The organism is Rhodococcus sp. RDE2 (assembly GCF_020885655.1).
Taxonomy (GTDB): domain Bacteria; phylum Actinomycetota; class Actinomycetes; order Mycobacteriales; family Mycobacteriaceae; genus Rhodococcus; species Rhodococcus pyridinivorans.
The window spans coordinates 276,283-296,879 of sequence record NZ_AP025186.1; the positions used below are offsets into that span (position 1 = coordinate 276,283).

A 20,597-nucleotide genomic window follows, 5' to 3' on the forward strand; every position below is an offset into this window, starting at 1 on the left:
TATTCCAGGTCAGAGCGACACGGACACCGACCCGGGCCGAGAGGAACGGGACAACGAGGTTGGACGAAGGCGCCTGCGAATGTGATGGCTACGAACCTTCTGGTAAGGTTTCGAGCCGCCCCTGGTTCCGAAAACCACACGGACTTGCGTTCGTGAGGATGAGGAAGTAGGCTGGAACAGTTGCCTCAGAGCGGGTCGGACGTCAGTCCGGAGCGTGATGATGTGCGCGTGTTCTTTGAGAACTCAACAGTGTGCCGATGAATGTCAGTGCCAAATAATATTTGGTGCGACCACTTCACTTTTTGTGGGTGGTTGTTGCTGGACATCGCATTCTTCCGTCTGCGGTGATCCAGTGTTTAGCTAGTTTGAGTTTTTATGCTAGTGATTTGACTCGATGTCTTTGACTGATTACCCCTTCGGGGTGATTGTGAGTCTTCAACGGAGAGTTTGATCCTGGCTCAGGACGAACGCTGGCGGCGTGCTTAACACATGCAAGTCGAACGATGAAGCCCAGCTTGCTGGGTGGATTAGTGGCGAACGGGTGAGTAACACGTGGGTGATCTGCCCTGCACTCTGGGATAAGCCTGGGAAACTGGGTCTAATACCGGATATGACCTCGGGATGCATGTCCTGGGGTGGAAAGTTTTTCGGTGCAGGATGAGCCCGCGGCCTATCAGCTTGTTGGTGGGGTAATGGCCTACCAAGGCGACGACGGGTAGCCGGCCTGAGAGGGCGACCGGCCACACTGGGACTGAGACACGGCCCAGACTCCTACGGGAGGCAGCAGTGGGGAATATTGCACAATGGGCGCAAGCCTGATGCAGCGACGCCGCGTGAGGGATGACGGCCTTCGGGTTGTAAACCTCTTTCAGCAGGGACGAAGCGCAAGTGACGGTACCTGCAGAAGAAGCACCGGCCAACTACGTGCCAGCAGCCGCGGTAATACGTAGGGTGCGAGCGTTGTCCGGAATTACTGGGCGTAAAGAGCTCGTAGGCGGTTTGTCGCGTCGTCTGTGAAATCCCGCAGCTCAACTGCGGGCTTGCAGGCGATACGGGCAGACTCGAGTACTGCAGGGGAGACTGGAATTCCTGGTGTAGCGGTGAAATGCGCAGATATCAGGAGGAACACCGGTGGCGAAGGCGGGTCTCTGGGCAGTAACTGACGCTGAGGAGCGAAAGCGTGGGTAGCGAACAGGATTAGATACCCTGGTAGTCCACGCCGTAAACGGTGGGCGCTAGGTGTGGGTTTCCTTCCACGGGATCCGTGCCGTAGCCAACGCATTAAGCGCCCCGCCTGGGGAGTACGGCCGCAAGGCTAAAACTCAAAGGAATTGACGGGGGCCCGCACAAGCGGCGGAGCATGTGGATTAATTCGATGCAACGCGAAGAACCTTACCTGGGTTTGACATGTACCGGACGACTGCAGAGATGTGGTTTCCCTTGTGGCCGGTAGACAGGTGGTGCATGGCTGTCGTCAGCTCGTGTCGTGAGATGTTGGGTTAAGTCCCGCAACGAGCGCAACCCTTGTCCTGTGTTGCCAGCACGTGATGGTGGGGACTCGCAGGAGACTGCCGGGGTCAACTCGGAGGAAGGTGGGGACGACGTCAAGTCATCATGCCCCTTATGTCCAGGGCTTCACACATGCTACAATGGTCGGTACAGAGGGCTGCGATACCGTGAGGTGGAGCGAATCCCTTAAAGCCGGTCTCAGTTCGGATCGGGGTCTGCAACTCGACCCCGTGAAGTCGGAGTCGCTAGTAATCGCAGATCAGCAACGCTGCGGTGAATACGTTCCCGGGCCTTGTACACACCGCCCGTCACGTCATGAAAGTCGGTAACACCCGAAGCCGGTGGCCTAACCCCTCGTGGGAGGGAGCCGTCGAAGGTGGGATCGGCGATTGGGACGAAGTCGTAACAAGGTAGCCGTACCGGAAGGTGCGGCTGGATCACCTCCTTTCTAAGGAGCATCTGCCCATACACCCCGAATTGTCGGGTGTGGTGTGCGGCCAGAGACCGATTGTCCCCGATCGTGGGACACGGTTGCTCATGGGTGGAACGCTGACAATCGCTTCTCGAACAGGTTTCTTCACCTGAAGAAATCCGGGGAGCTATATCGGTGCACTGTTGGGTCCTGAGAGAACACGCAATGTGTTTGATCAGCGACGATGATCCGCGAAACAAGAACCTCAGGGTTTCTTGCGGTAGGGGTTGTTGTGTGTTGTTTGAGAACTGCACAGTGGACGCGAGCATCTTTGTTGTAAGTGTTTATGAGCGTACGGTGGATGCCTTGGCACCAGGAGCCGATGAAGGACGTGGGAGGCTGCGATATGCCTCGGGGAGCTGTCAACCGAGCTGTGATCCGAGGATTTCCGAATGGGGAAACCCAGCACGAGTGATGTCGTGTTACCCGCACCTGAATATATAGGGTGTGTGGAGGGAACGTGGGGAAGTGAAACATCTCAGTACCCACAGGAAGAGAAAACAACAGTGATTCCGTGAGTAGTGGCGAGCGAAAGCGGATGAGGCTAAACCATGGGTGTGTGATAGCTGGCAGGCGTTGCATCCGTGGGGTTGTGGGGCTTTTCTTCCCGTCACTGTCATGACGGGCGAGAGTAAGAAACCGGTTGGTTAGTCGAAGTGGTCTGGAACGGCCTGTCGTAGAGGGTGAGAATCCCGTAGACGAAAACTTGCCGGCTCTCGTGAGAAGTACCCGAGTAGCACCGGGCCCGTGAAATCCGGTGTGAATCTGTCGGGACCACCCGATAAGCCTGAATACTCCCTGGTGACCGATAGCGGACTAGTACCGTGAGGGAAAGGTGAAAAGTACCCCGGGAGGGGAGTGAAATAGTACCTGAAACCGTGCGCTTACAATCCGTCAGAGCCTTCGAGCAGCTTGCTGCTGGGGGTGATGGCGTGCCTTTTGAAGAATGAGCCTGCGAGTTAGTGGCATGTCGCGAGGTTAACCCGTGTGGGGTAGTCGTAGCGAAAGCGAGTCCGAATAGGGCGCATCTAGTGGCATGTTCTAGACCCGAAGCGGAGTGATCTACCCATGGCCAGGGTGAAGCGATGGTAAGACGTCGTGGAGGCCCGAACCCACTTAGGTTGAAAACTGAGGGGATGAGTTGTGGGTAGGGGTGAAAGGCCAATCAAACTCCGTGATAGCTGGTTCTCCCCGAAATGCATTTAGGTGCAGCGTCGCGTGTTTCTCACCGGAGGTAGAGCTACTGGATGGTCTAGGGGGCCCACAAGCTTACCGAAATCAGCCAAACTCCGAATGCCGGTGAGTGAGAGCGCGGCAGTGAGACTGCGGGGGATAAGCTTCGTAGTCGAGAGGGAAACAGCCCAGATCGCCGGCTAAGGCCCCTAAGCGTGTACTAAGTGGAAAAGGATGTGGGATCGCTGAGACAACCAGGAGGTTGGCTTAGAAGCAGCCACCCTTGAAAGAGTGCGTAATAGCTCACTGGTCAAGTGGTTCTGCGCCGACAATGTAGCGGGGCTCAAGTACACCGCCGAAGCCGCGGCACTCACACAACACCCCGGAAGGGTTACGACTTTTCCGGCAGTGGTGTGGGTGGGTAGGGGAGCGTCGTGCAGCCGTGGAAGCGCCGGAGTGATCCAGGTGTGGAGGCTGCGCGAGTGAGAATGCAGGCATGAGTAGCGAAAGACGAGTGAGAAACTCGTCCGCCGGATGACCAAGGGTTCCTGGGCCAGGTTAATCCGCCCAGGGTGAGTCGGGACCTAAGGCGAGGCCGACAGGCGTAGTCGATGGACAACGGGTTGATATTCCCGTACCCGTGTATCCGCGCCCAATGGCGAATCAGTTGTGCTAACCGTCCAAAAGTCTCCGCTGTTCCTTCGGGAACTGTGGGGATGGCTGCACGGGACCCCGATTGTAGTAGTCAAGCGATGGGGTGACGCAGGAAGGTAGCTGGGCCAGGTGATGGAATACCTGGTGTAAGCCGGTAGGGCGAATGGTAGGCAAATCCGCCATTCATACAGCCTGAGAGGTGATGCGTACCCGTTGAGGGGAATTCAGTGATCCTATGCTGCCGAGAAAAGCCTCTAGTGAGTTGGTACACGGCCCGTACCCCAAACCGACACAGGTGGTCAGGTAGAGAATACCGAGGCGATCGAGAGAACTGTGGTTAAGGAACTCGGCAAAATGCCCCCGTAACTTCGGGAGAAGGGGGACCACGCCCGGTGACGGCCCTTGCGGTCCGAGCTGGGGGTGGTCGCAGAGACCAGAGAGAAGCGACTGTTTACTAAAAACACAGGTCCGTGCGAAGTCGTAAGACGATGTATACGGACTGACGCCTGCCCGGTGCTGGAAGGTTAAGAGGACCGGTTAGCCATTTCGGTGGCGAAGCTGAGAATTTAAGCCCCAGTAAACGGCGGTGGTAACTATAACCATCCTAAGGTAGCGAAATTCCTTGTCGGGTAAGTTCCGACCTGCACGAATGGCGTAACGACTTCTCTGCTGTCTCGACCACAGACTCGGCGAAATTGCATTACGAGTAAAGATGCTCGTTACGCGCGGCAGGACGAAAAGACCCCGGGACCTTCACTATAGCTTGGTATTGGTGTTCGGTTCGGTTTGTGTAGGATAGGTGGGAGACTGTGAAGCGGCCACGCCAGTGGTTGTGGAGTCGTTGTTGAAATACCACTCTGATCGTATTGGACCTCTAACCTCGGACCATGATCTGGTTCAGGGACAGTGCCTGGTGGGTAGTTTAACTGGGGCGGTTGCCTCCCAAAATGTAACGGAGGCGCCCAAAGGTTCCCTCAGCCTGGTTGGCAATCAGGTGTCGAGTGCAAGTGCACAAGGGAGCTTGACTGTGAGACTGACAGGTCGAGCAGGGACGAAAGTCGGGACTAGTGATCCGGCACCGGCATGTGGAAGCGGTGTCGCTCAACGGATAAAAGGTACCCCGGGGATAACAGGCTGATCTTCCCCAAGAGTCCATATCGACGGGATGGTTTGGCACCTCGATGTCGGCTCGTCGCATCCTGGGGCTGGAGTAGGTCCCAAGGGTTGGGCTGTTCGCCCATTAAAGCGGCACGCGAGCTGGGTTTAGAACGTCGTGAGACAGTTCGGTCTCTATCCGCCGCGCGCGTTAGAAACTTGAGGAAGGCTGTCCCTAGTACGAGAGGACCGGGACGGACGAACCTCTGGTGTGCCAGTTGTCCCGCCAGGGGCATGGCTGGTTGGCTACGTTCGGAAGGGATAACCGCTGAAAGCATCTAAGCGGGAAGCCTGTTCCAAGATGAGGTTTCTCACCCCCTCGAGGGGGTAAGGCCCCCGGCAGACCACCGGGTTGATAGGCCGGAACTGGAAGCCCAGCAATGGGTGGAGGTGACCGGTACTAATAGGCCGAGGACTTACCACGAAGATGTTACGCGTCCACTGTGCGGTATCTGAAACAACACACACATCAGATATCGAAGCCCGACACGGGTTTTCGATACTCCTGATGCGTAAATGTTTCATAGAGTTACGGCGGCCATAGCGACAGGGAAACGCCCGGTCCCATTCCGAACCCGGAAGCTAAGCCTGTCTGCGCCGATGGTACTGCACTCGACAGGGTGTGGGAGAGTAGGACACCGCCGAACACCCGTTCCGAAAGGGGACCCACACTGTGGGTCCCCTTTCGTGTTTTCGTATGCAGAAAATGTGCCGGCCCAACGGTTTTCGAGAACCGGCACGAGCTGCTTCCCGGTTCGCAGACGAACCGGGAAGCAGCCGGAGAATCAGGGGCGCGGCGCCTTCGGACGCGCGACCGGCCGCGGCAGAGCACGCGTCAGACGCGGAGCCCAACCGTGCGACGGCCAACGCTTGAGACCCAGCCGGTCCGGCGTGACGCGAGTGTTGACGAACTTGCCTTCGAGCTCTTCGTCGGCCTCCCCGACGAACCGGTAGAGGATCGTGCCGCCGTTCTCCTCCGTGCGAGCGGCCGCCTCCCACCCGGTGGCTCGATAGACCGCGCGGACGATGTTGTCGGCGACGACGATGATGGGCAGCCCGTCGATCCCACGCGCTGCCGATCCCGCCGGCCACGGCTTCGACGCGAGTTCGCGCACCGCCGCCGGCGACGCCTTCTTCGCCTCGTTGACCCGCAGCACCACGCACGGCGTCGGCAGTTCGGGAGCGGGGGAGGCCGAGTACTGACGAACGAGCTCGGCGATCGGGATGGCGGCGCGGTCGGCTTCCGACTCCTCTGTTGCACCCGCCAGGTTGGTGAGTACGCATTCGCCGCGGTGCGGTTCGGTCAGTCCCAGTGCCGCGATGACCGCTTCGGCCGTCACTGCGGCGGTGTGGTCGGCGTCGGTCTTCGGGTTCAGCGCGTCGGCGACGACGAAGTGCTCCACCGCGTAGCCGGACTCGTAGACGGTTCGGATGCGCCGCAGAGCCGCCTCGGTCTCGGGTGTGGCCAGCGGTGTCTTCTCACCGGCCTCGGTCAGCTTCGAGGTCTCTCCGAGCGCCGTCCAGACGAGGGTGAAGATGCGATTTCCGCGTCCGGCGCCGACGTAGAAGATGCTCCGATCACGAGGGTCGAGCAGGGCGTAGACGTAGGCGCCGAGCTGATCGCAGATGTTCTTCGGAAGCAGTTTCGGGCTGGGAGCGCGGTCCTCGACATGGTTCACGAGAGCACGCAGGACCGTCAGGCGCAGCGCCACGGGGACCTTGCCGGCGGACCCGCCGAACAGTTCGCGGTTGGCTGCGTCCACGGAGCCGAAGGTGCGTCCGATGTGACGGCTGAGGGCGCCGAGCGCGTGGGTGAACTCCGCAAGTCTCTGGCGTGGATCGTCCGCTGTATCCGGCAACTCGTTGCTGGTCAGGAACATCTGGATCTCGGGAGATTCCAGCAGAGTTTGGGCAATGTTCGGAGGAACTGTCCACACTGTGCGCATAGAGCGACTCTAGGCCACACACAAGATTGGGGAGCCGCTCCGCGCAGGCGCCGCGCCGCCGAATCCGGAGGAAGAACCCGAGGCGAACCCGGGCGGGATAAGCTCGCGTGCCATGACAGCGGTGCGGACCCGTTCCCGTTCTCGATTGTTGCGGGACACCGCGTCGTCCGCGCAGGTCGAAGCACTCCTGATCATCGCGGTCGCGACCATCCTCGTCACACGTCTGTACCTGCACCTGACGGGCTATCCGCAGGTCGGCGGGTCGGTCCTGCACATCGCTCACGTGCTGTGGGGCGGTCTGCTCATGGTCGCCGCGTTGATGGTCTCGATGACCTTCATCGGCCGGGCTCCCGACCGTATCGCGGTGGTGCTCGGCGGCATCGGGTTCGGTCTGTTCCTCGACGAGGTCGGCAAGTTCGTCACGAAGACCAACGACTACTTCTACCGGCCCTCGGTGGCGATCATGTACGTGGTGGTCGTGCTGCTGCTCGTCGTCAATCGAGCGGTGCATCTCCGTCGCGGGCCCTCGCCCGACGAGTATCTCGCCAACGCCGCGCTCACGGCGACGGACGGGCTCACCCACGGCCTGACCCCGACCGATCGCGACCAGGCGCGAGTGCAACTCGAACGCGCTCGGGAGGGCGGAGTCGATCCCGAAGTCGTCGAACAGATCGATCTCCTGCTCGCCCGGTGCCGGGAGGTGCCGTCGCGCTTCTCGTGGGTGTCGCTCCGGCTGCCGGAGCCGCTGCGGGGTGAGCGCAGCGTCCGCGTCGCGGCGGCGCTGCTCACCGTGTTCTCCGTCGGCATCCTCATCAACGCGGCCGCCACCTTCGAGGAGGATCTCGCCGCGCGGACGAGCGACGTGGTGACCGTGATCCAGCTCGTCGGTTCCGGTGTCACCGTCCTGTTGTGCGTGGTGGGATCGGTGGGCCTGTGGCGCCGGCGGAGGTGGGCGGTGCGTGCTCTGCGGACGGCCGCGTTGATCACCGTCTTCTTCGTCGACGTGGTCGAGTTCGCCGTGCAGGAGTTCGGGGCGTTGCTCAATGTCGCCGTGGGTGCTGCTGCGCTGTCCGTGTTCTCACACCACCTGCGTCAGGTGTCCCGGCACGAGGCGCTGCCCGACACGGCGTGAGCAGGTGAGCACTTGTGTCGAGACCGTGGCGGACGAATCACGGCGCCGCTGCCCACCGTGTGCGCTTCGTCGCATACCGTATAGACCGTGAGCACCCCAGCCTCTGACGCCACCGGTTCCGCGTCGACCTGGCCCGCGCTACTCACGTGGCGTGCGGCCGATGTGTCTCGGATGGAGTCGGTACGAGTACAGCTCTCCGGCCGCCGCATCAAGGCGTCCGGTCGCATCGTGGGTGCGGAGTGCACCGACCATCCGGCCTTCAGCGCGTCGTACGACCTGGTGACGGACGAGAACGGCGTCACCCGCCGATTGTCGGTGCGCACCACCCTCGCTTCGGGTGAGCGGCACATGTCCCTCACCCGGTCCGAAGAGGGCATCTGGATGTCCGACAACGGCATCAACCATCAGCGGTCCACCTTCGGCGGGGCGTTGGACGTCGACGTGGTGTTCAGCCCGTTCTTCAACGCCCTGCCCATCCGCCGGCACGACCTGCAGGCCGGAGCCGACGACGTGGAGGTGCCCGTCGTCTACGTCAACCTCATCGATCTCAGCATCGAGGAGGCCACGGTCGTCTACAGCAGTGCGTCCGACGGCATCCACGTACTGTCGCCGCGCTCCTCGTCGTCGGTGACCGTCGACGAGGACGGCTTCGTCCTCGAGTACCGAGGACTCGCGTCCCGAATCTAGGGCTGCCCCGACGCCTCCACCGCCATGGCCACGGCGAACGCGGCCGATTCGGCGGGGTGGCTGCCGTGCCCGTGCGTGCCGCCGGTGAGGCCGACGATCTGGAGTCCGACCGGCGACGACCCGCCGTCCGGGGCCGGCACCGACACGGCCGGGACACCGAGGACGCTGAACGGGATGCACATCTGCAGCAGCGGTGCGCGCAGCTCGACGGGATCGCTCGTCAGCGGCGCCGAACGCACGCCGGTGGTGACGGTGATCAGCGCGTCGAGCTTGTCCACGGTGCGGAGGCGGTGCACGACGTCGTGACGCAGTCGCGCCACCGCCCGGGCGGCGTGGATGTACTCGTAGGCCGGCCGGGCGCGTTGCGCGGCGAGCAAGGCGGCCGTCGGAGGCTGGTAACGGCCGGGGTCGGCTTCGAACCAGGCGCGATGTGTCTCGTACGCTTCCGAGCCGGTGACCACGGGATACAGCTCGAGCATCTCGTCGGTCTCGGGCAGTTCCACGTCGACGACGCGGGCGCCCAGATCTGTGAGGGTGCGGCACGCCGTCTCGACGGCCTCGTCGAAGACGGGCGACAGATCCCAGATGCCGCCCCGCAGGCGTCCGATGCGCAGTTCGGAGACCGGAGTGCGCAGGTGCGCGATACCCGGAAGCGCGCCCCATGCGAGCGAGGCGTCCAGGGCGTCGGCGGTGAGCAGACCGACGTGGTCGAAGGTCGTCGACAGCGGGAACACGCCCTGCTCGGGAAGAACACCGAAACCGGGCTTGAATCCGACGATCCCGCACAGCGCCGCCGGGGTGCGGACGCTGCAGCCGGTGTCGGTTCCCAGCGCGACGGGCACGATTCCCCTCGCGACCAGCACTGCGGAGCCCGACGACGAACCACCGCTGATCAGGTCCGGGTTGTGGGGATGGGGGGCCGCGCCGGACACATTGATCAACCCGGTGGGTCCGTAGGCGAACTCGTGGAGATGGGTCTTCGCCACCACGATGGCTCCGGCTTCGCGGAGCTTCTCGATGACTCGAGCGTCGCGCCGGGCCGGAGGCGCATCGGCGAGGACCGCGCTGCCGCAGCGGGTGGGGAACCCGGCGACGTCGATGTTGTCCTTCACCGCGACCGCGACACCGTGCAGGGGACCGATCCAGTTTCCGGCGGCGATCTGCTCGTCGGCGAGCGCTGCGGCTTCGAGTGCCGCCTCGTCGTTGCGGGCGGCGACGGCGTTCTCCCAAGGCGTTCCGACGAGGGCGTCGAGTCCGGCGAGAACCGAGCGGACGTGCTCGCTCGGGGTCGTCTTGCCGGTGGTCAGCGCCGAGGCGATGTCGCGGAGGTTCATCGCGTCCACACTCCACCACGTCGTCCGGCTTCGCGGAATGTCTCGATCCAGCCCTCGTCGCCGGGCTGCGTGCCGACGATGGGGTCGCGACGACGCTGTTCGTAGCGGGTCCGGGCCGCGTGACCGGCGCGGGTGAGGTCGGAGGTGCTGCGGTCGGCCAGTTGTTCCCGGGCCGTCCTCAGCACCTCGAGCGTCTCGTCCAGCGCGACCAGCAGAGCCTCGGCGTTGCCCTCGCACATCGCGTCCACCAGAGGCGGGGCCGTCGCTGCGACCCGCGTGCCGTCCCGGAAGGAGCCGGCGGCGAGACCGAGTGCGAGATCGCCGCCTCCGGCGCCCGACAGGGCCAACGCTTCGGCAAGGAGGTGGGGGAGGTGGGAGACCCGTGCGACCGCCGCGTCGTGCTCCCGGGACTCGGCGGGCACGACGACGGATCCGCAGTCGAGCGCGAGGTCGGCGACCTGCCGCCACACCTCGGGATCGGTGCCGTCGTCGACGGTCACCACCCACACCGCATCGCGGAACAGGTCGGCGGTCCCAGCGGTCCAGCCGGACTCCGCCGTACCCGCCATGGGATGCCCACCCACGAAACGCCGCGACAGGCCGTGAGCGGCGACGGCAGCGGCCACTTCCGCCTTGATGCTCACCACGTCGGTGAGTGCGACGTCGGGGGCGTGCTCGGCCACCGCCTCGAGGATGCTGCCCACCGCCGGCATCGGCACCGCGATCACCACCAGGGCGTCGGTGTCGGCGGCGCGACGCAGCGTCGCGGTGAGGTCGGTGGACGCGTCGAAGCCGTCGGCGACGGCGGCCTCCACGGCCTGCGACGACCTGTTGTAACCCCACGCCTGCCTTCCGGTCGCCGCGGCGGCGCGCAGCAGCGAACCACCGATCAGACCGAGGCCGAGGACACAGACTGGCGGGGAAGAGACGGCTGAGGACACCTCATCAGGTTGGCATATCCCGTGCTGGGCTTCATTCACCGGACATGGCCGACTACCGTTGCGCCCATGGCTGCACAGCGTGTAGGGAACAAGAGCCCTTCCGTGACCCAGAGCGGGAACACCGCCGGGAATTCGAGCGACGACCTCGACGGCTTCGCCGTCGCCGTGACGCGGGAGGAAGGTCGTTGGAAGTGCCGGGCGTTGTCCGGTGCCGCACTGACGAGTCTCGATACCGCAGTGACCGAGTTGCGGGAGCTGAGAAGCTCCGGTGCAGTGTTCGGTCTGCTGAACGTGGACGACGAATTCTTCATCATCGTGCGTCCCGCACCTGCGGGAACGAGGTTGCTGCTGTCCGACGCGACGATGGCCGTCGACTACGACATCGCCGCCGACGTCCTCGATGCGCTGAACATCGAGATCCCCGACATCGATCCCGACGAGCTCGACGACATCGAGCCGTGGGAGGAGGGCGACCTCGGCATCCTGGCCGACATGGGTCTGCCCGAGCCGGTGTTGTCGGTGATCCTGTCGGAGACCGACCTGTATCCCGACGAGCAGCTCGACGAGATCGCCCAGCGACTCGGTTTCGACGACGTCCTGGGCAACACCCTGGACAAGCTCCGTTAGATGGGGCTGCGCGACGACGAGGCATTGATCCGGGTCGCGCTGGAGGCCGCCGCTGCCGCGCCCGCCGGTGACGTACCGGTGGGCGCGGTGGTGTTCGGGCCGGACGGCACCGAGATCGCGCGGGCGGCGAACTCCCGCGAGGCCACCGGCGACCCCACAGCGCATGCCGAGGTGCTCGCCCTGCGCGCGGCAGCGCAGGTCTACGGCGACGGATGGCGTCTCGAGGGCGCAACCCTCGCCGTGACCCTCGAACCCTGCACGATGTGCGCGGGCGCGCTGGTGCTCTCCAGGGTGTCGCGGGTGGTCTTCGGGGCGTGGGAACCGAAGACGGGCGCCGTCGGGTCGCTGTGGGACGTGGTGCGCGATCGGCGCCTCACGCACCGTCCGGAAGTGCGCGCTGGTGTGCTCGAAGCCGAGTGCGCGGCCGTGCTCGAAGCGTTCTTCCGGGAACACCGAGGTCCGGCCTCGGAGCTGTGACCAGGCGATTTCAGGATGAGGCATGCAATCCGCTAGAGTCGTCAGCGGTGGCGTGACCGAGCGGCCGAAGGAGCGCGCCTCGAAAGCGCGTGACGGGTAACCCCCGTCCGTGGGTTCAAATCCCACCGCCACCGCCAGAAGCCCCTCACCTGTTCAAGCAGGTGAGGGGCTTTTCTCACCTCTGGAGGTCGCCAAGGGCCGGGGCCGGAAACATCCGCTACAGCTTTTGCCATCCGCTGCGGCAATTGCGGTAGCGGATAGCGAAAGCTGTAGCGAATGACTGGGAGAGGCGACGAGGTGCGCCTGAGGGAATGTAGATCGGGACGGCTGCACGCGCACAGGTCTTCCGATAGGTTCGCGCCTGCACGCTCGCCATCGGGAGGGAGAACAGTGGATCGCGTCAGCTCGACGATCGTCGGACCCGCCGAGTCCGACGTCCCGCCGGCCGTTCTCGTGCACGGGGTGCTGGCCTGGGGAGACGACGAGACCTACGGATTCGGGCGGCAACGACCTTTGGGGGCGTCACGTCGGCTCATCCTGATGGACCGGCGCGGGCACGGCGACTCGCCGGATCTCGACGGGGCCTATCGCACCGACTACGAGGTGGACGCCGCCGACATCGTCGAACTGCTCGGCGACGGCGCCCACCTCGCCGGGCATTCGTACGGTGCGGTCGCAGCGATGCTCGCGGCGGCGGAACGGCCGGACCTGGTGCGTTCGCTGTGCCTGATCCAGCCCGGGTGCCTGAAGGTTGCGGAGAGTGAACCGATGGTCGCCGAGAACCTCGCCCGTGCTCGCGGGGCACAGGCGGCGCTCCCGCCCGAGCTCACTGCGGAGGACTATCTGCGTCTCACCACGGAGAGCGTCGGCATGCCGCCGGCGGAACCCACCCCGAAGCGGCTACGCGCAGCGGCGACGTCGATGCGGGAGAGGCCTTGCTGGGACGCCGACATCCCCCTCGAGCCGCTCGCGGCGGCGCCGTGGCCGAAGCTCGTCGTCATCGGTGACTGGGCGGGCGCACCCGACGAGTACAAGCGACTGGCGGGAGATCCGCTGACGATCACGGCGCGGGTCGTCGCAAACCGGATCGATGGAGAACTACTCGAGGTTCCCGGCTTCTACCCGCACGTCCAGCAGCCGGAAACTGTCAACGAGGCGCTCGACGAATTGTGGAGCCGGGCCGACGCCCGTTGACGAGAGGTCGGCCGACAGCGTCGGCGACCATCACGGCGAACATCCACAATCCCGCCGCGACGCCTGCCGCAGCGGCAACGGCGGATGATGCGAGACCACCTGCCAGACCGGCGATTCCGACCAGCAGCATTCCCCAGCCCATGACCCGGAACAACGCGCGGTCGAAGGCACGTGCGAACGGAACGAAGTGCGCACCGACGACGCAGACCACCCACGCGACCGTCAGTTCCGAACGATCGAACGACGCGAGAAGCCTTGCGCCACCGACGATCAGCACGACCATGGCCGCGACCGACACGAGGTAGATCGTCGACGCCTGCTTCGAGGGCGGCTCCAACTGCTCGAATCTCCGCGGCCGAACCAGCACGGCCCAGACGAAAACAACGATGGCGCAGACCCACCCGGCAACGACGATCCCGGTCCACGGCGATCCCAGAGCGGCGCCGTTCACGAGCATGAAAGCCGACGCGCCGCCCGCGCCGATCAACGCTCCCCACACCTCGGGACGATGGGTCGCTCGGTAACCCCTCGCCGTTCCCGCTCCGAATCGCTCCGCAGGCGGTGTCGTGCGCATCCAGTTCCCCCAACTCCGAGTCGGCCACCGGTCCGCCTGTGGACGCTAGCGGATGGGTGGCCGCTCGTCGTCAGAGTTCGCGCCAACTCCCGTCGTTCATGTCGTGTCCGTGTGCGGCCATGAGCATGAGGCCGCCGTCGACGGGGATCGAGCGGCCCGTCAGGTACGACGAGCGTGGGGACGCGAGGAAGGCGACGACGGAGGCGACCTCGTTGACGTGCCCGGGGCGCCCGGTGGGGTTGCCCGGTCGCTCCTCGTGGAAGGCCTCGGATTCGTCCATGCCGGTCATGGGCGTGGAGATCTCACCGGGAGCGACCGAGTTGACCGTGATGCCGTACCGCGCCCATTCGAGGGCGAGGCACTGCGTGAGCATGCCGAGCCCGGCCTTCGCCGTGCAGTAGGCCGAGGCCCCGTAGCGGGGGATGTGTTCGTGGACGCTCGTGATGTTGACGATGCGACCGCCGCGACCTGCGTCGATCATGTGTCGCGCGGCGCGTTGGGAGCACAGGAACGGGCCGTCGAGGTCGGTGGAGAGCATCTCCCGCCACCGTTCGAAGGACAGGTCGAGCACCTCGTCGCGGTGTCCGGTGCCGGCGTTGTTGACGAGGACCCCGAGACCGCCGAGCTTTCCGGTGAGTTCGTCGATCACGTCGGCGGTGTTCGGACTGGTCAGGTCCTGTCGGGTCACGAAGCACCGCTGTCCGCGCTGTTCGACCGCGGCACGGGTGTCCTCGGCCCCGGCCTCGTCGGTGTGGAAGGTGATGCCGACGTCGAACCCCTCGGCGGCGAGCAGTTCGGCGGTCGCCTTGCCCATGCCGGAGTCGGCGCCGGTGACGATGGCGAGTCTGTCGTGAGCTGGAGTGGTCATGCCTCGTGGTTACCCATGAGCGCCCGCGGCACACTGCGAACCCACGGCAGACTGTGACCCCACGGCAGACTGTGACCCCACGGCAGACTGGGACCATGCGTCTGTTGCTGCTCGCCGACACCCACGTACCGACGCGCGCCCGCGACCTGCCGTCGCAGGTGTGGGACGAGGTGGACCGCGCAGACGTGGTGATCCACGCGGGCGACTGGATGGACGTGGCGCTGCTCGACGCGCTGGAGGAACGGTCGCAGCAGTTGGTGGCGTGCTGGGGCAACAACGACGGTCCGATCCTGCGGGAACGGTTGCCGGAGGTCGCGCGGGTGACCCTCGACGGTGTGCGCGTCGCGGTGGTGCACGAGACCGGAGCGTCGACCGGGCGCGACAAGCGGATGGCCGCGGCCTATCCCGACACCGACGTCCTCGTCTTCGGCCACTCGCACATCCCGTGGGACACGACGGCACCGAGCGGGTTGCGCCTGCTCAACCCGGGTTCACCCACCGACCGGCGTCGGCAGCCGTACTGCACCTACATGACCGCGACCATCGACGACGGCGTGCTCCGCGACGTCGAACTGCATCGGCTCGGGTGAGGGCGATCGAAGGGGAGGTTGTGTGCGTATTTTCGCGAACGGACGCACGCAACCTCCCCGAACTCAGTCGCTCGGGCCGATCAGTTTCCGCACGACTTTCAGGAGTTCGTCGACGTCCTCGGGCGGCGTCGTGCTTGTCTCGCCCGACATGGCGGCGCCGTAGTAGAGACCGTCGCCGATGAGCGCGACCGCGCGCGCTGCCGCGGGATCGGTGACCTCCTCCGCCAGGGCGTCGAACCAGCCCTGGTGGATATGACGCAGTGCCTGCTGGGCGCGCGGGTTCGCGGTCTGGCTCAGGCGGGTCAGGGCGACGATGGCCCGGTCGATCGGAGTGTCGGCGAAGACCGACGTGCGGATGTAATACGCCGCCGGCCCTTCGGGAGCCGCACGCATGCGTTCGACGTCCTCGGCCCCGAGCGCTTCGACGTGCTCGGCGAGACCTTCGACCAGAGCGTCCTTCGACGGGAAGTGGTAGAGCAGACCACCTTTCGAGACGCCGGCGGTTGCGGCGACGGCCTCGAGGGTCGCGGCGCGCTCGCCCTGTTCGAGCAGGATCGTCACGAAGGCGTCGAGGAGTTTGGCGCGGGCGGCTGGGGCGGGTGGCACGGCCCGATCGTACGACCTCGTTACTGTACCGTCCAGATGGTACAGTAACGGGGGTTCGTTTCCTCTCTCGCGAAAGTTCGATATCCGTGGCGACATCTGTGCCTGTTTCGGAACCCACCGCGGTGAAGGCGGCTGCTCGGGACTGGGTCGCCCTCGCGGTGCTCATGCTCCCCGTGCTGCTCGTGTCGGTGGACAACACCGTCCTGGCCTTCGCACTGCCCGGGATCTCGTCCGCGCTGCAGCCCACCGCCGCGCAACAGCTGTGGATCATCGACATCTATCCGCTGGTGCTCGCGGGCCTGCTGGTGGCGATGGGCAGTCTCGGCGACCGCATCGGGCGACGCCGGCTGCTGCTCGTCGGCGCGACCGGCTTCGCCGCCGTCTCGGTGGCCGCGGCCTATGCACCCTCCGCGGAACTGCTCGTGACGGCGCGCGGCGTGCTCGGCTTCTTCGGCGCCATGCTCATGCCGTCGACACTGTCGTTGCTGCGCAACATCTTCCTCGACGCCGCCCAGCGGCGCCTCGCCATCGCGATATGGGCGTCGTGCTTCGCGGCGGGTGCCGCGCTGGGGCCGATCGTGGGCGGATTCCTCCTCGAACACGCCTGGTGGGGTTCGGTCTTCCTGTTGGCGGTGCCCGTGCTGATTCCGTTGCTCGTGCTCGCGCCGATCTTCGTCCCCGAGTCGAAGGACCCCAATCCGGGCCGCATCGATGTCGTGAGCATCGCTCTGTCGATGCTGGCCCTCGCCCCGATCGTCTTCGCGATCAAGAAGATCGCCGACAGCGGCGTCGGTGCCGTCGTCATCGTCCCGGCCGTGGTCGGCGTGGTCGCGCTCGTCGCCTTCGTGCGCCGGCAGCTGCGTCGCCCGAATCCGATGCTCGACGTCCGTCTGTTCCGCGTGCCCACCTTCTCCGGTGCCGTCGCGGTGAACCTGCTGTCCGTCGTCTCCCTCGTGGGCTTCCTGTTCTTCGTGTCCCAGCACCTGCAACTGGTGCTCGGGCAGAGCCCGATGGAAGCCGGACTGAGCCTGGTCCCGGGACTGGCGGTGATGGTCGTGGCCGGGATGTCGGTGGTCGCGCTCGTACGGTGGGTGCAGCCGTCGTCGATCATCGTCTGCGCGCTCCTGCTCTCGGCGACCGGCTACGCGCTGGTGTTCCTGCTGGCCTCACCGTCGGCATTCGCACCGATCATCGTGGCGTTCGCGGTCCTCGGCGCGGGTATCGGTGCGGCGGAGACGTTGTCGAACGACCTCATCGTCTCCAGCGTCCCGCCCGCGAAGGCCGGTGCCGCGTCGGCGGTGTCGGAGACGGCCTACGAGATGGGTGCCGTGCTCGGTACGGCGATCCTCGGGTCGGTGCTGTCCGCGTCCTACAGCGCACACCTGTTGCTTCCCGCCGGGCTGGACGCAGAACAGGCGCAGGCCGCCCGCGAGACACTCGGCGGCGCCCACGCCGTGGCCGGGACCCTGCCCGCCGACCGGGCCGACGCACTGCTCGCCGCAGCGGGATCGGCGTTCGACAGCGGCGTCACCATCACCTCCGGAATCGGCGTGGTCCTCATGATCGCCTCCGCCGGAATCGCGTGGTTCACGTTGCGCCCGAATCGCGTGGTTCACGCTGCGACGCCGCCCGTGACGTAGCACCCCACGCGGAATCCGACATCGTTTAAATTTGCAGGATGCGGAAACTGGTGTGGGTGCTCGTCGCCGTCGTGGTCGTGGCGCTGCTCGGCTTCTTCGTTGCCCCATGGGTATACGGGACGTTCATCGCCGAGGACGACGCACCCGCCGCGTCCGTTTCGACCGAGGGCGCCGAAGCCGCGACCGGCGAGCTCGACGGGGAGTGGATCGTCGTCGAGGGTGCCGAACCCAACCGCACCGCCGCGGGCTACACCGTGCACGAGATCCTGCGCGGCGCCGACGTCACCGTGGTCGGCAGCACCGACCAGGTCTCCGGTTCGGCGACCGTCACCGACGGCACCCTCGAGGCCGCCGAGGTCGTCGTGCAGGTCGAGGGCATCACCACCGACAGCGGCCAGCGCGACGGCCAGTTCCGCACCCGGGTGATGGACACCGCGACGCACCCGACGGCGACGTTCGCGCTCACCGAGCCGGTGGACCTGTCGTCCCTGCCTGACGACGGCAGCATCAGTACCGTCACCGCGACCGGCACGCTCACCCTGCGCGGCGCCGAACGGCCCGTGACCGTCGACGTCGACGTCCTGCGCACGGGTGAGCGTCTCGTGGCGTCGGGGAGCATCCCCACCACCTGGACCGATTACGGCGTGGAGCCGCCGAACCTCGGATTCGTGACGGTCGACGGCGCGGGCAGCGTCGACTTCCTCGTCACGCTCGAGCAGAACTGACGCTCTCGGTCTCCTCCGCGTGGGTCTGTTTCGGCGCCCAGCCGGGCGGGCCGAAGGCGTAACCGAGCTTGTCGCGGAACGTCCCGGCCGTACGCCAGTCGCGGGCGATCGCCCGGTACTCGTGCGTCTGCAGGTCCCAGATGTTGTACGTGCCGACGGGCTTGGTGAGCCCGTAGGTGGGGCGGTGCTCCTCGGCCTTGAAGGTGCCGAACATCCGGTCCCAGATGATGAGGATGCCGGCATAGTTGCGGTCGAGATAGTCGGGATCGGAGCCGTGGTGCACCCGATGGTGCGAGGGCGTGTTGAACACGAACTCGATCGGGCGGGGGAGCTTGCCGACCCGCTCGGTGTGTACGAAGAACTGGTAGACGAGGCTGACGGAGAAGCCGACGAAGACCATCCACGGCGGGATGCCGATCAGGGGGAGCGGCAGCCACATGATGATCTCGCCGCTGTTGTTCCACTTCTGGCGCAGCGCGGTCGCGTAGTTGAAGTACTCGCTCGAGTGGTGCGCCTGGTGGGTCGCCCAGACCAGGCGGACACGGTGCGCCATCCGGTGGTACCAGTACCAGAGGACGTCGATGCCGACGAGCAGGATCACCCACGTGTACCAGGCGTCGGCGGGCAGATGCCACGGCGCGACGTAGACCCACAGGGCCGAATATCCGACGAGAGCCAGCACCTTCCAGGCGGCGCTCGTGACGATGGAGACCAGACCCATCGAGATGCTCGCGCGCGCGTCCCGCTTCTCGTAGCCGCCGCGCGGGGGATGGGCGCGTCCGTCGGGGCCCGGTTCGACGTGTTCGAGAGTGCGGGCCGCGATCCATTCGAGGACCAGGAAGGTGAGGAAGGCGGGAATCGCCAGGGTCACCGGATCGTGGAGGGGGTCGAGCAGCGACCCCCACGATTCCTGCAGGGTTTCCCACATCGCAACGACCTCCGATAGCTGTGAACAACCGTCCACATTACCGCTGGTGTGGCTTGGATCACCAGGGTCCTCGAATCGCGACCCGGGTGGCGACTCGCGTCCGCACGATTCCGGGTGGTTCGGTATTGCTGGTAGGAATTGACCCGTCCCGTCGAGACGGGCCGGCCGACGACATCAGGCAGCGCGAGAGGCATGGCATGCACATCACCGCGAGGGTCGACTACGCCGTGCGGACCCTGCTCGAACTCGCGGCGATCGAGGACGGTCGCCTGACGAAGGCGGAGACCCTCGCGACGGCGCAGACCATCCCGCACAAGTTTCTCGAGGCCGTTCTCGCCGACCTGCGTCGCGGCGGGCTGGTGAACAGCCGGCGGGGGCCGGAGGGTGGCTACTGGCTCGCGCGACCCGCGACCGAGATCTCCATTGCCGACATCATCCGCACGGTCGAGGGCCCGTTGGCGTCGGTGCGCGGCGAGCGGCCCGAGGATGTCGTCTACGGCGGGGCGGCCGAACGACTGAAGGACGTGTGGATCGCGGTGCGCGTGAACCTGCGCGCCGTGCTCGAAGAGGTGTCGCTCGCGGACGTCGTCACGGGAGATCTCCCCGGTTTCGTGGAGGACCTCACAAATGATCCGGGGGCCTGGGAGCGCCGCCGGGTGTGAAGCCCGCGATAGGCCGGGATCGCCTGTGGGCGATGTCATAACTTTGCACGACTCTGCAAACTTACAGAGCTCTGCAAAATCGGTACCTTGGATGGAGTGACCATCACTCCCGGCCTGCGCGACCGCAAGAAGGCAGCCACTCGCGCGGCCCTCGCGACCGCCGCGGCCGAACTGGCCCGCGAACACGGTCTGTCCGCCGTGACGGCCGATGCGATCGCAGCGCGCGCGGACGTCTCGACCCGCACCTTCCACAACTACTTCGCGAGCAAGGAAGACGCCGTCCTCGCGTACCTCGAGACCCGCGTCGAGGAGTGGATCGACCTGTTGCGCGATCGTCCCGCCGACGAGGACATCATGGATTCGCTGCTCACGGTGGCCCTGGACGTCGTGCAGAACCCCGACTGGCCGTTCGACGAGATCGTCGCGTGCATCACCCTGCTCGAAGAGAGCAACGTGCTGCTGTCCCGGCAGATCGAGGTCGAGCGGCGCTCGTCGCAGTTGCTCGTCGAGATCATCGCCGAACGCACCGGCACCGACCCCGACGCCGATCTGTATCCCTCGCTGCTGAACTACGCCGCCATGGGTGCCGTGCGCGCGGCCATGGAGACACACGCGACCGGGACGACGGACCGATCGGTCGAAGAGCTGATCCGCGAGGCGTTCGACCGGCTCCGCCGTGGTTTCCCGTAGCCGTAGCCCCGCC

Annotated in this window: 17 protein-coding genes, 1 tRNA gene and 3 rRNA genes; 14 read left to right on the plus strand and 7 right to left on the minus strand. The window is 65.4% G+C overall.

Going from position 1 to position 20,597, the window contains the following annotated elements; genetic code table 11:
• The first annotated feature begins 435 nt into the window (after nt 1-435).
• The 3 genes from LPH33_RS01270 (at nt 436) to rrf (ending at nt 5,610) form a co-directional block, all read left to right on the plus strand.
• Nucleotides 436-1,957: ribosomal RNA gene (locus LPH33_RS01270) — 16S ribosomal RNA — on the plus strand.
• A gap of 298 nt (nt 1,958-2,255) precedes the next feature.
• Nucleotides 2,256-5,387: ribosomal RNA gene (locus LPH33_RS01275) — 23S ribosomal RNA — on the plus strand.
• Between the two features lie 106 nt (nt 5,388-5,493).
• Nucleotides 5,494-5,610 (plus strand): 5S ribosomal RNA (gene rrf / locus LPH33_RS01280).
• The 16S, 23S and 5S rRNA genes sit together here, the layout of an rRNA operon.
• Nucleotides 5,611-5,748: 138 nt before the next feature.
• Here the strand turns inward: rrf and LPH33_RS01285 are convergent.
• Nucleotides 5,749-6,909 carry a GIY-YIG nuclease family protein gene (locus LPH33_RS01285; protein WP_026061283.1) on the minus strand — a complete coding sequence of 387 codons (1,161 nt, stop codon included), beginning with the start codon at nt 6,907-6,909 and terminating at the stop codon, nt 5,749-5,751.
• A 112-nt stretch (nt 6,910-7,021) separates the two neighbouring features.
• Between LPH33_RS01285 and LPH33_RS01290 the strand changes: the two genes are divergently transcribed.
• Together LPH33_RS01290 and LPH33_RS01295 are read left to right on the plus strand one after the other, a co-directional pair.
• On the plus strand, nt 7,022-8,041 hold the full coding sequence (locus LPH33_RS01290; RefSeq protein WP_160876156.1) for a hypothetical protein: 1,020 nt from the start codon (nt 7,022-7,024) through the stop codon (nt 8,039-8,041).
• Nucleotides 8,042-8,128: 87 nt separating this feature from the next.
• Nucleotides 8,129-8,728, plus strand: a complete 600-nt coding sequence (locus LPH33_RS01295; RefSeq protein WP_081314818.1) for a putative glycolipid-binding domain-containing protein — start codon at nt 8,129-8,131, stop codon at nt 8,726-8,728.
• Here LPH33_RS01295 and LPH33_RS01300 read toward each other — a convergent pair.
• Complete coding sequence (locus LPH33_RS01300) at nt 8,725-10,071, minus strand: amidase (RefSeq protein ID WP_160876154.1); 1,347 nt, start codon at nt 10,069-10,071, stop codon at nt 8,725-8,727. The two genes, LPH33_RS01295 and LPH33_RS01300, sit on opposite strands and share 4 nt — an antisense overlap.
• Complete coding sequence (locus LPH33_RS01305; protein WP_419957095.1) at nt 10,059-11,021, minus strand: prephenate dehydrogenase; 963 nt, start codon at nt 11,019-11,021, stop codon at nt 10,059-10,061. The genes LPH33_RS01300 and LPH33_RS01305 overlap by 13 nt, the downstream gene beginning before the upstream one ends.
• 48 nt (nt 11,022-11,069) lie before the next feature.
• Here LPH33_RS01305 and LPH33_RS01310 point away from each other — a divergent pair, with 48 nt between their 5' ends.
• The 4 genes from LPH33_RS01310 to LPH33_RS01325 all read left to right on the plus strand — a co-directional run bounded on the left by LPH33_RS01310 (nt 11,070) and on the right by LPH33_RS01325 (nt 13,301).
• Entirely contained in the window at nt 11,070-11,630 is a 561-nt protein-coding gene (locus LPH33_RS01310) for a tRNA adenosine deaminase-associated protein (protein ID WP_202400029.1), read from the plus strand.
• Nucleotides 11,631-12,107: a nucleoside deaminase gene (locus LPH33_RS01315; RefSeq protein WP_229566814.1), complete on the plus strand. Its 477-nt coding sequence runs from the start codon at nt 11,631-11,633 to the stop codon at nt 12,105-12,107.
• 46 nt (nt 12,108-12,153) lie between these two features.
• Nucleotides 12,154-12,244, plus strand: a tRNA-Ser gene (locus LPH33_RS01320).
• Between the two features lie 253 nt (nt 12,245-12,497).
• The gene (locus LPH33_RS01325; protein ID WP_229566815.1) at nt 12,498-13,301 is read left to right on the plus strand and encodes an alpha/beta fold hydrolase; all 804 of its coding nucleotides are present in this window, start codon (nt 12,498-12,500) and stop codon (nt 13,299-13,301) included.
• Here LPH33_RS01325 and LPH33_RS01330 read toward each other — a convergent pair.
• Together LPH33_RS01330 and LPH33_RS01335 are read right to left on the minus strand one after the other, a co-directional pair.
• Nucleotides 13,255-13,875 (minus strand): hypothetical protein, encoded by a 621-nt coding sequence (locus LPH33_RS01330; RefSeq protein ID WP_229566817.1) that lies wholly within the window; start codon nt 13,873-13,875, stop codon nt 13,255-13,257. The two genes, LPH33_RS01325 and LPH33_RS01330, sit on opposite strands and share 47 nt — an antisense overlap.
• A gap of 70 nt (nt 13,876-13,945) precedes the next feature.
• Nucleotides 13,946-14,743, minus strand: a complete 798-nt coding sequence (locus LPH33_RS01335) for an SDR family oxidoreductase (protein WP_016690961.1) — start codon at nt 14,741-14,743, stop codon at nt 13,946-13,948.
• Nucleotides 14,744-14,838: 95 nt separating this feature from the next.
• Here LPH33_RS01335 and LPH33_RS01340 point away from each other — a divergent pair, with 95 nt between their 5' ends.
• Complete coding sequence (locus LPH33_RS01340; protein ID WP_088899154.1) at nt 14,839-15,333, plus strand: metallophosphoesterase family protein; 495 nt, start codon at nt 14,839-14,841, stop codon at nt 15,331-15,333.
• A 63-nt stretch (nt 15,334-15,396) separates the two neighbouring features.
• Here LPH33_RS01340 and LPH33_RS01345 read toward each other — a convergent pair whose 3' ends face one another.
• Nucleotides 15,397-15,939, minus strand: a complete 543-nt coding sequence (locus LPH33_RS01345) for a TetR/AcrR family transcriptional regulator (protein ID WP_267499186.1) — start codon at nt 15,937-15,939, stop codon at nt 15,397-15,399.
• A 98-nt stretch (nt 15,940-16,037) separates the two neighbouring features.
• Here LPH33_RS01345 and LPH33_RS01350 point away from each other — a divergent pair, with 98 nt between their 5' ends.
• Nucleotides 16,038-17,579: an MFS transporter gene (locus LPH33_RS01350; RefSeq protein ID WP_160876142.1), complete on the plus strand. Its 1,542-nt coding sequence runs from the start codon at nt 16,038-16,040 to the stop codon at nt 17,577-17,579.
• 38 nt (nt 17,580-17,617) lie between these two features.
• A complete protein-coding gene (locus tag LPH33_RS01355) occupies nt 17,618-18,304 on the plus strand; it encodes a YceI family protein (protein ID WP_229566818.1) in 687 nt (228 codons plus the stop codon).
• Here LPH33_RS01355 and LPH33_RS01360 read toward each other — a convergent pair.
• Nucleotides 18,285-19,232, minus strand: coding sequence for a sterol desaturase family protein (locus LPH33_RS01360; protein WP_120281131.1), 948 nt, complete (start codon nt 19,230-19,232; stop codon nt 18,285-18,287). The genes LPH33_RS01355 and LPH33_RS01360 overlap by 20 nt on opposite strands.
• Before the next feature lie 197 nt (nt 19,233-19,429).
• On the opposite strand from LPH33_RS01360, the gene LPH33_RS01365 reads away from it, so the two are divergent.
• Both LPH33_RS01365 and LPH33_RS01370 read left to right on the plus strand, forming a co-directional pair.
• Entirely contained in the window at nt 19,430-19,894 is a 465-nt protein-coding gene (locus tag LPH33_RS01365; RefSeq protein WP_229566820.1) for an RrF2 family transcriptional regulator, read from the plus strand.
• 96 nt (nt 19,895-19,990) lie between these two features.
• The gene (locus tag LPH33_RS01370; protein WP_120281132.1) at nt 19,991-20,584 is read left to right on the plus strand and encodes a TetR family transcriptional regulator; all 594 of its coding nucleotides are present in this window, start codon (nt 19,991-19,993) and stop codon (nt 20,582-20,584) included.
• The last annotated feature ends 13 nt before the right edge of the window (nt 20,585-20,597 follow it).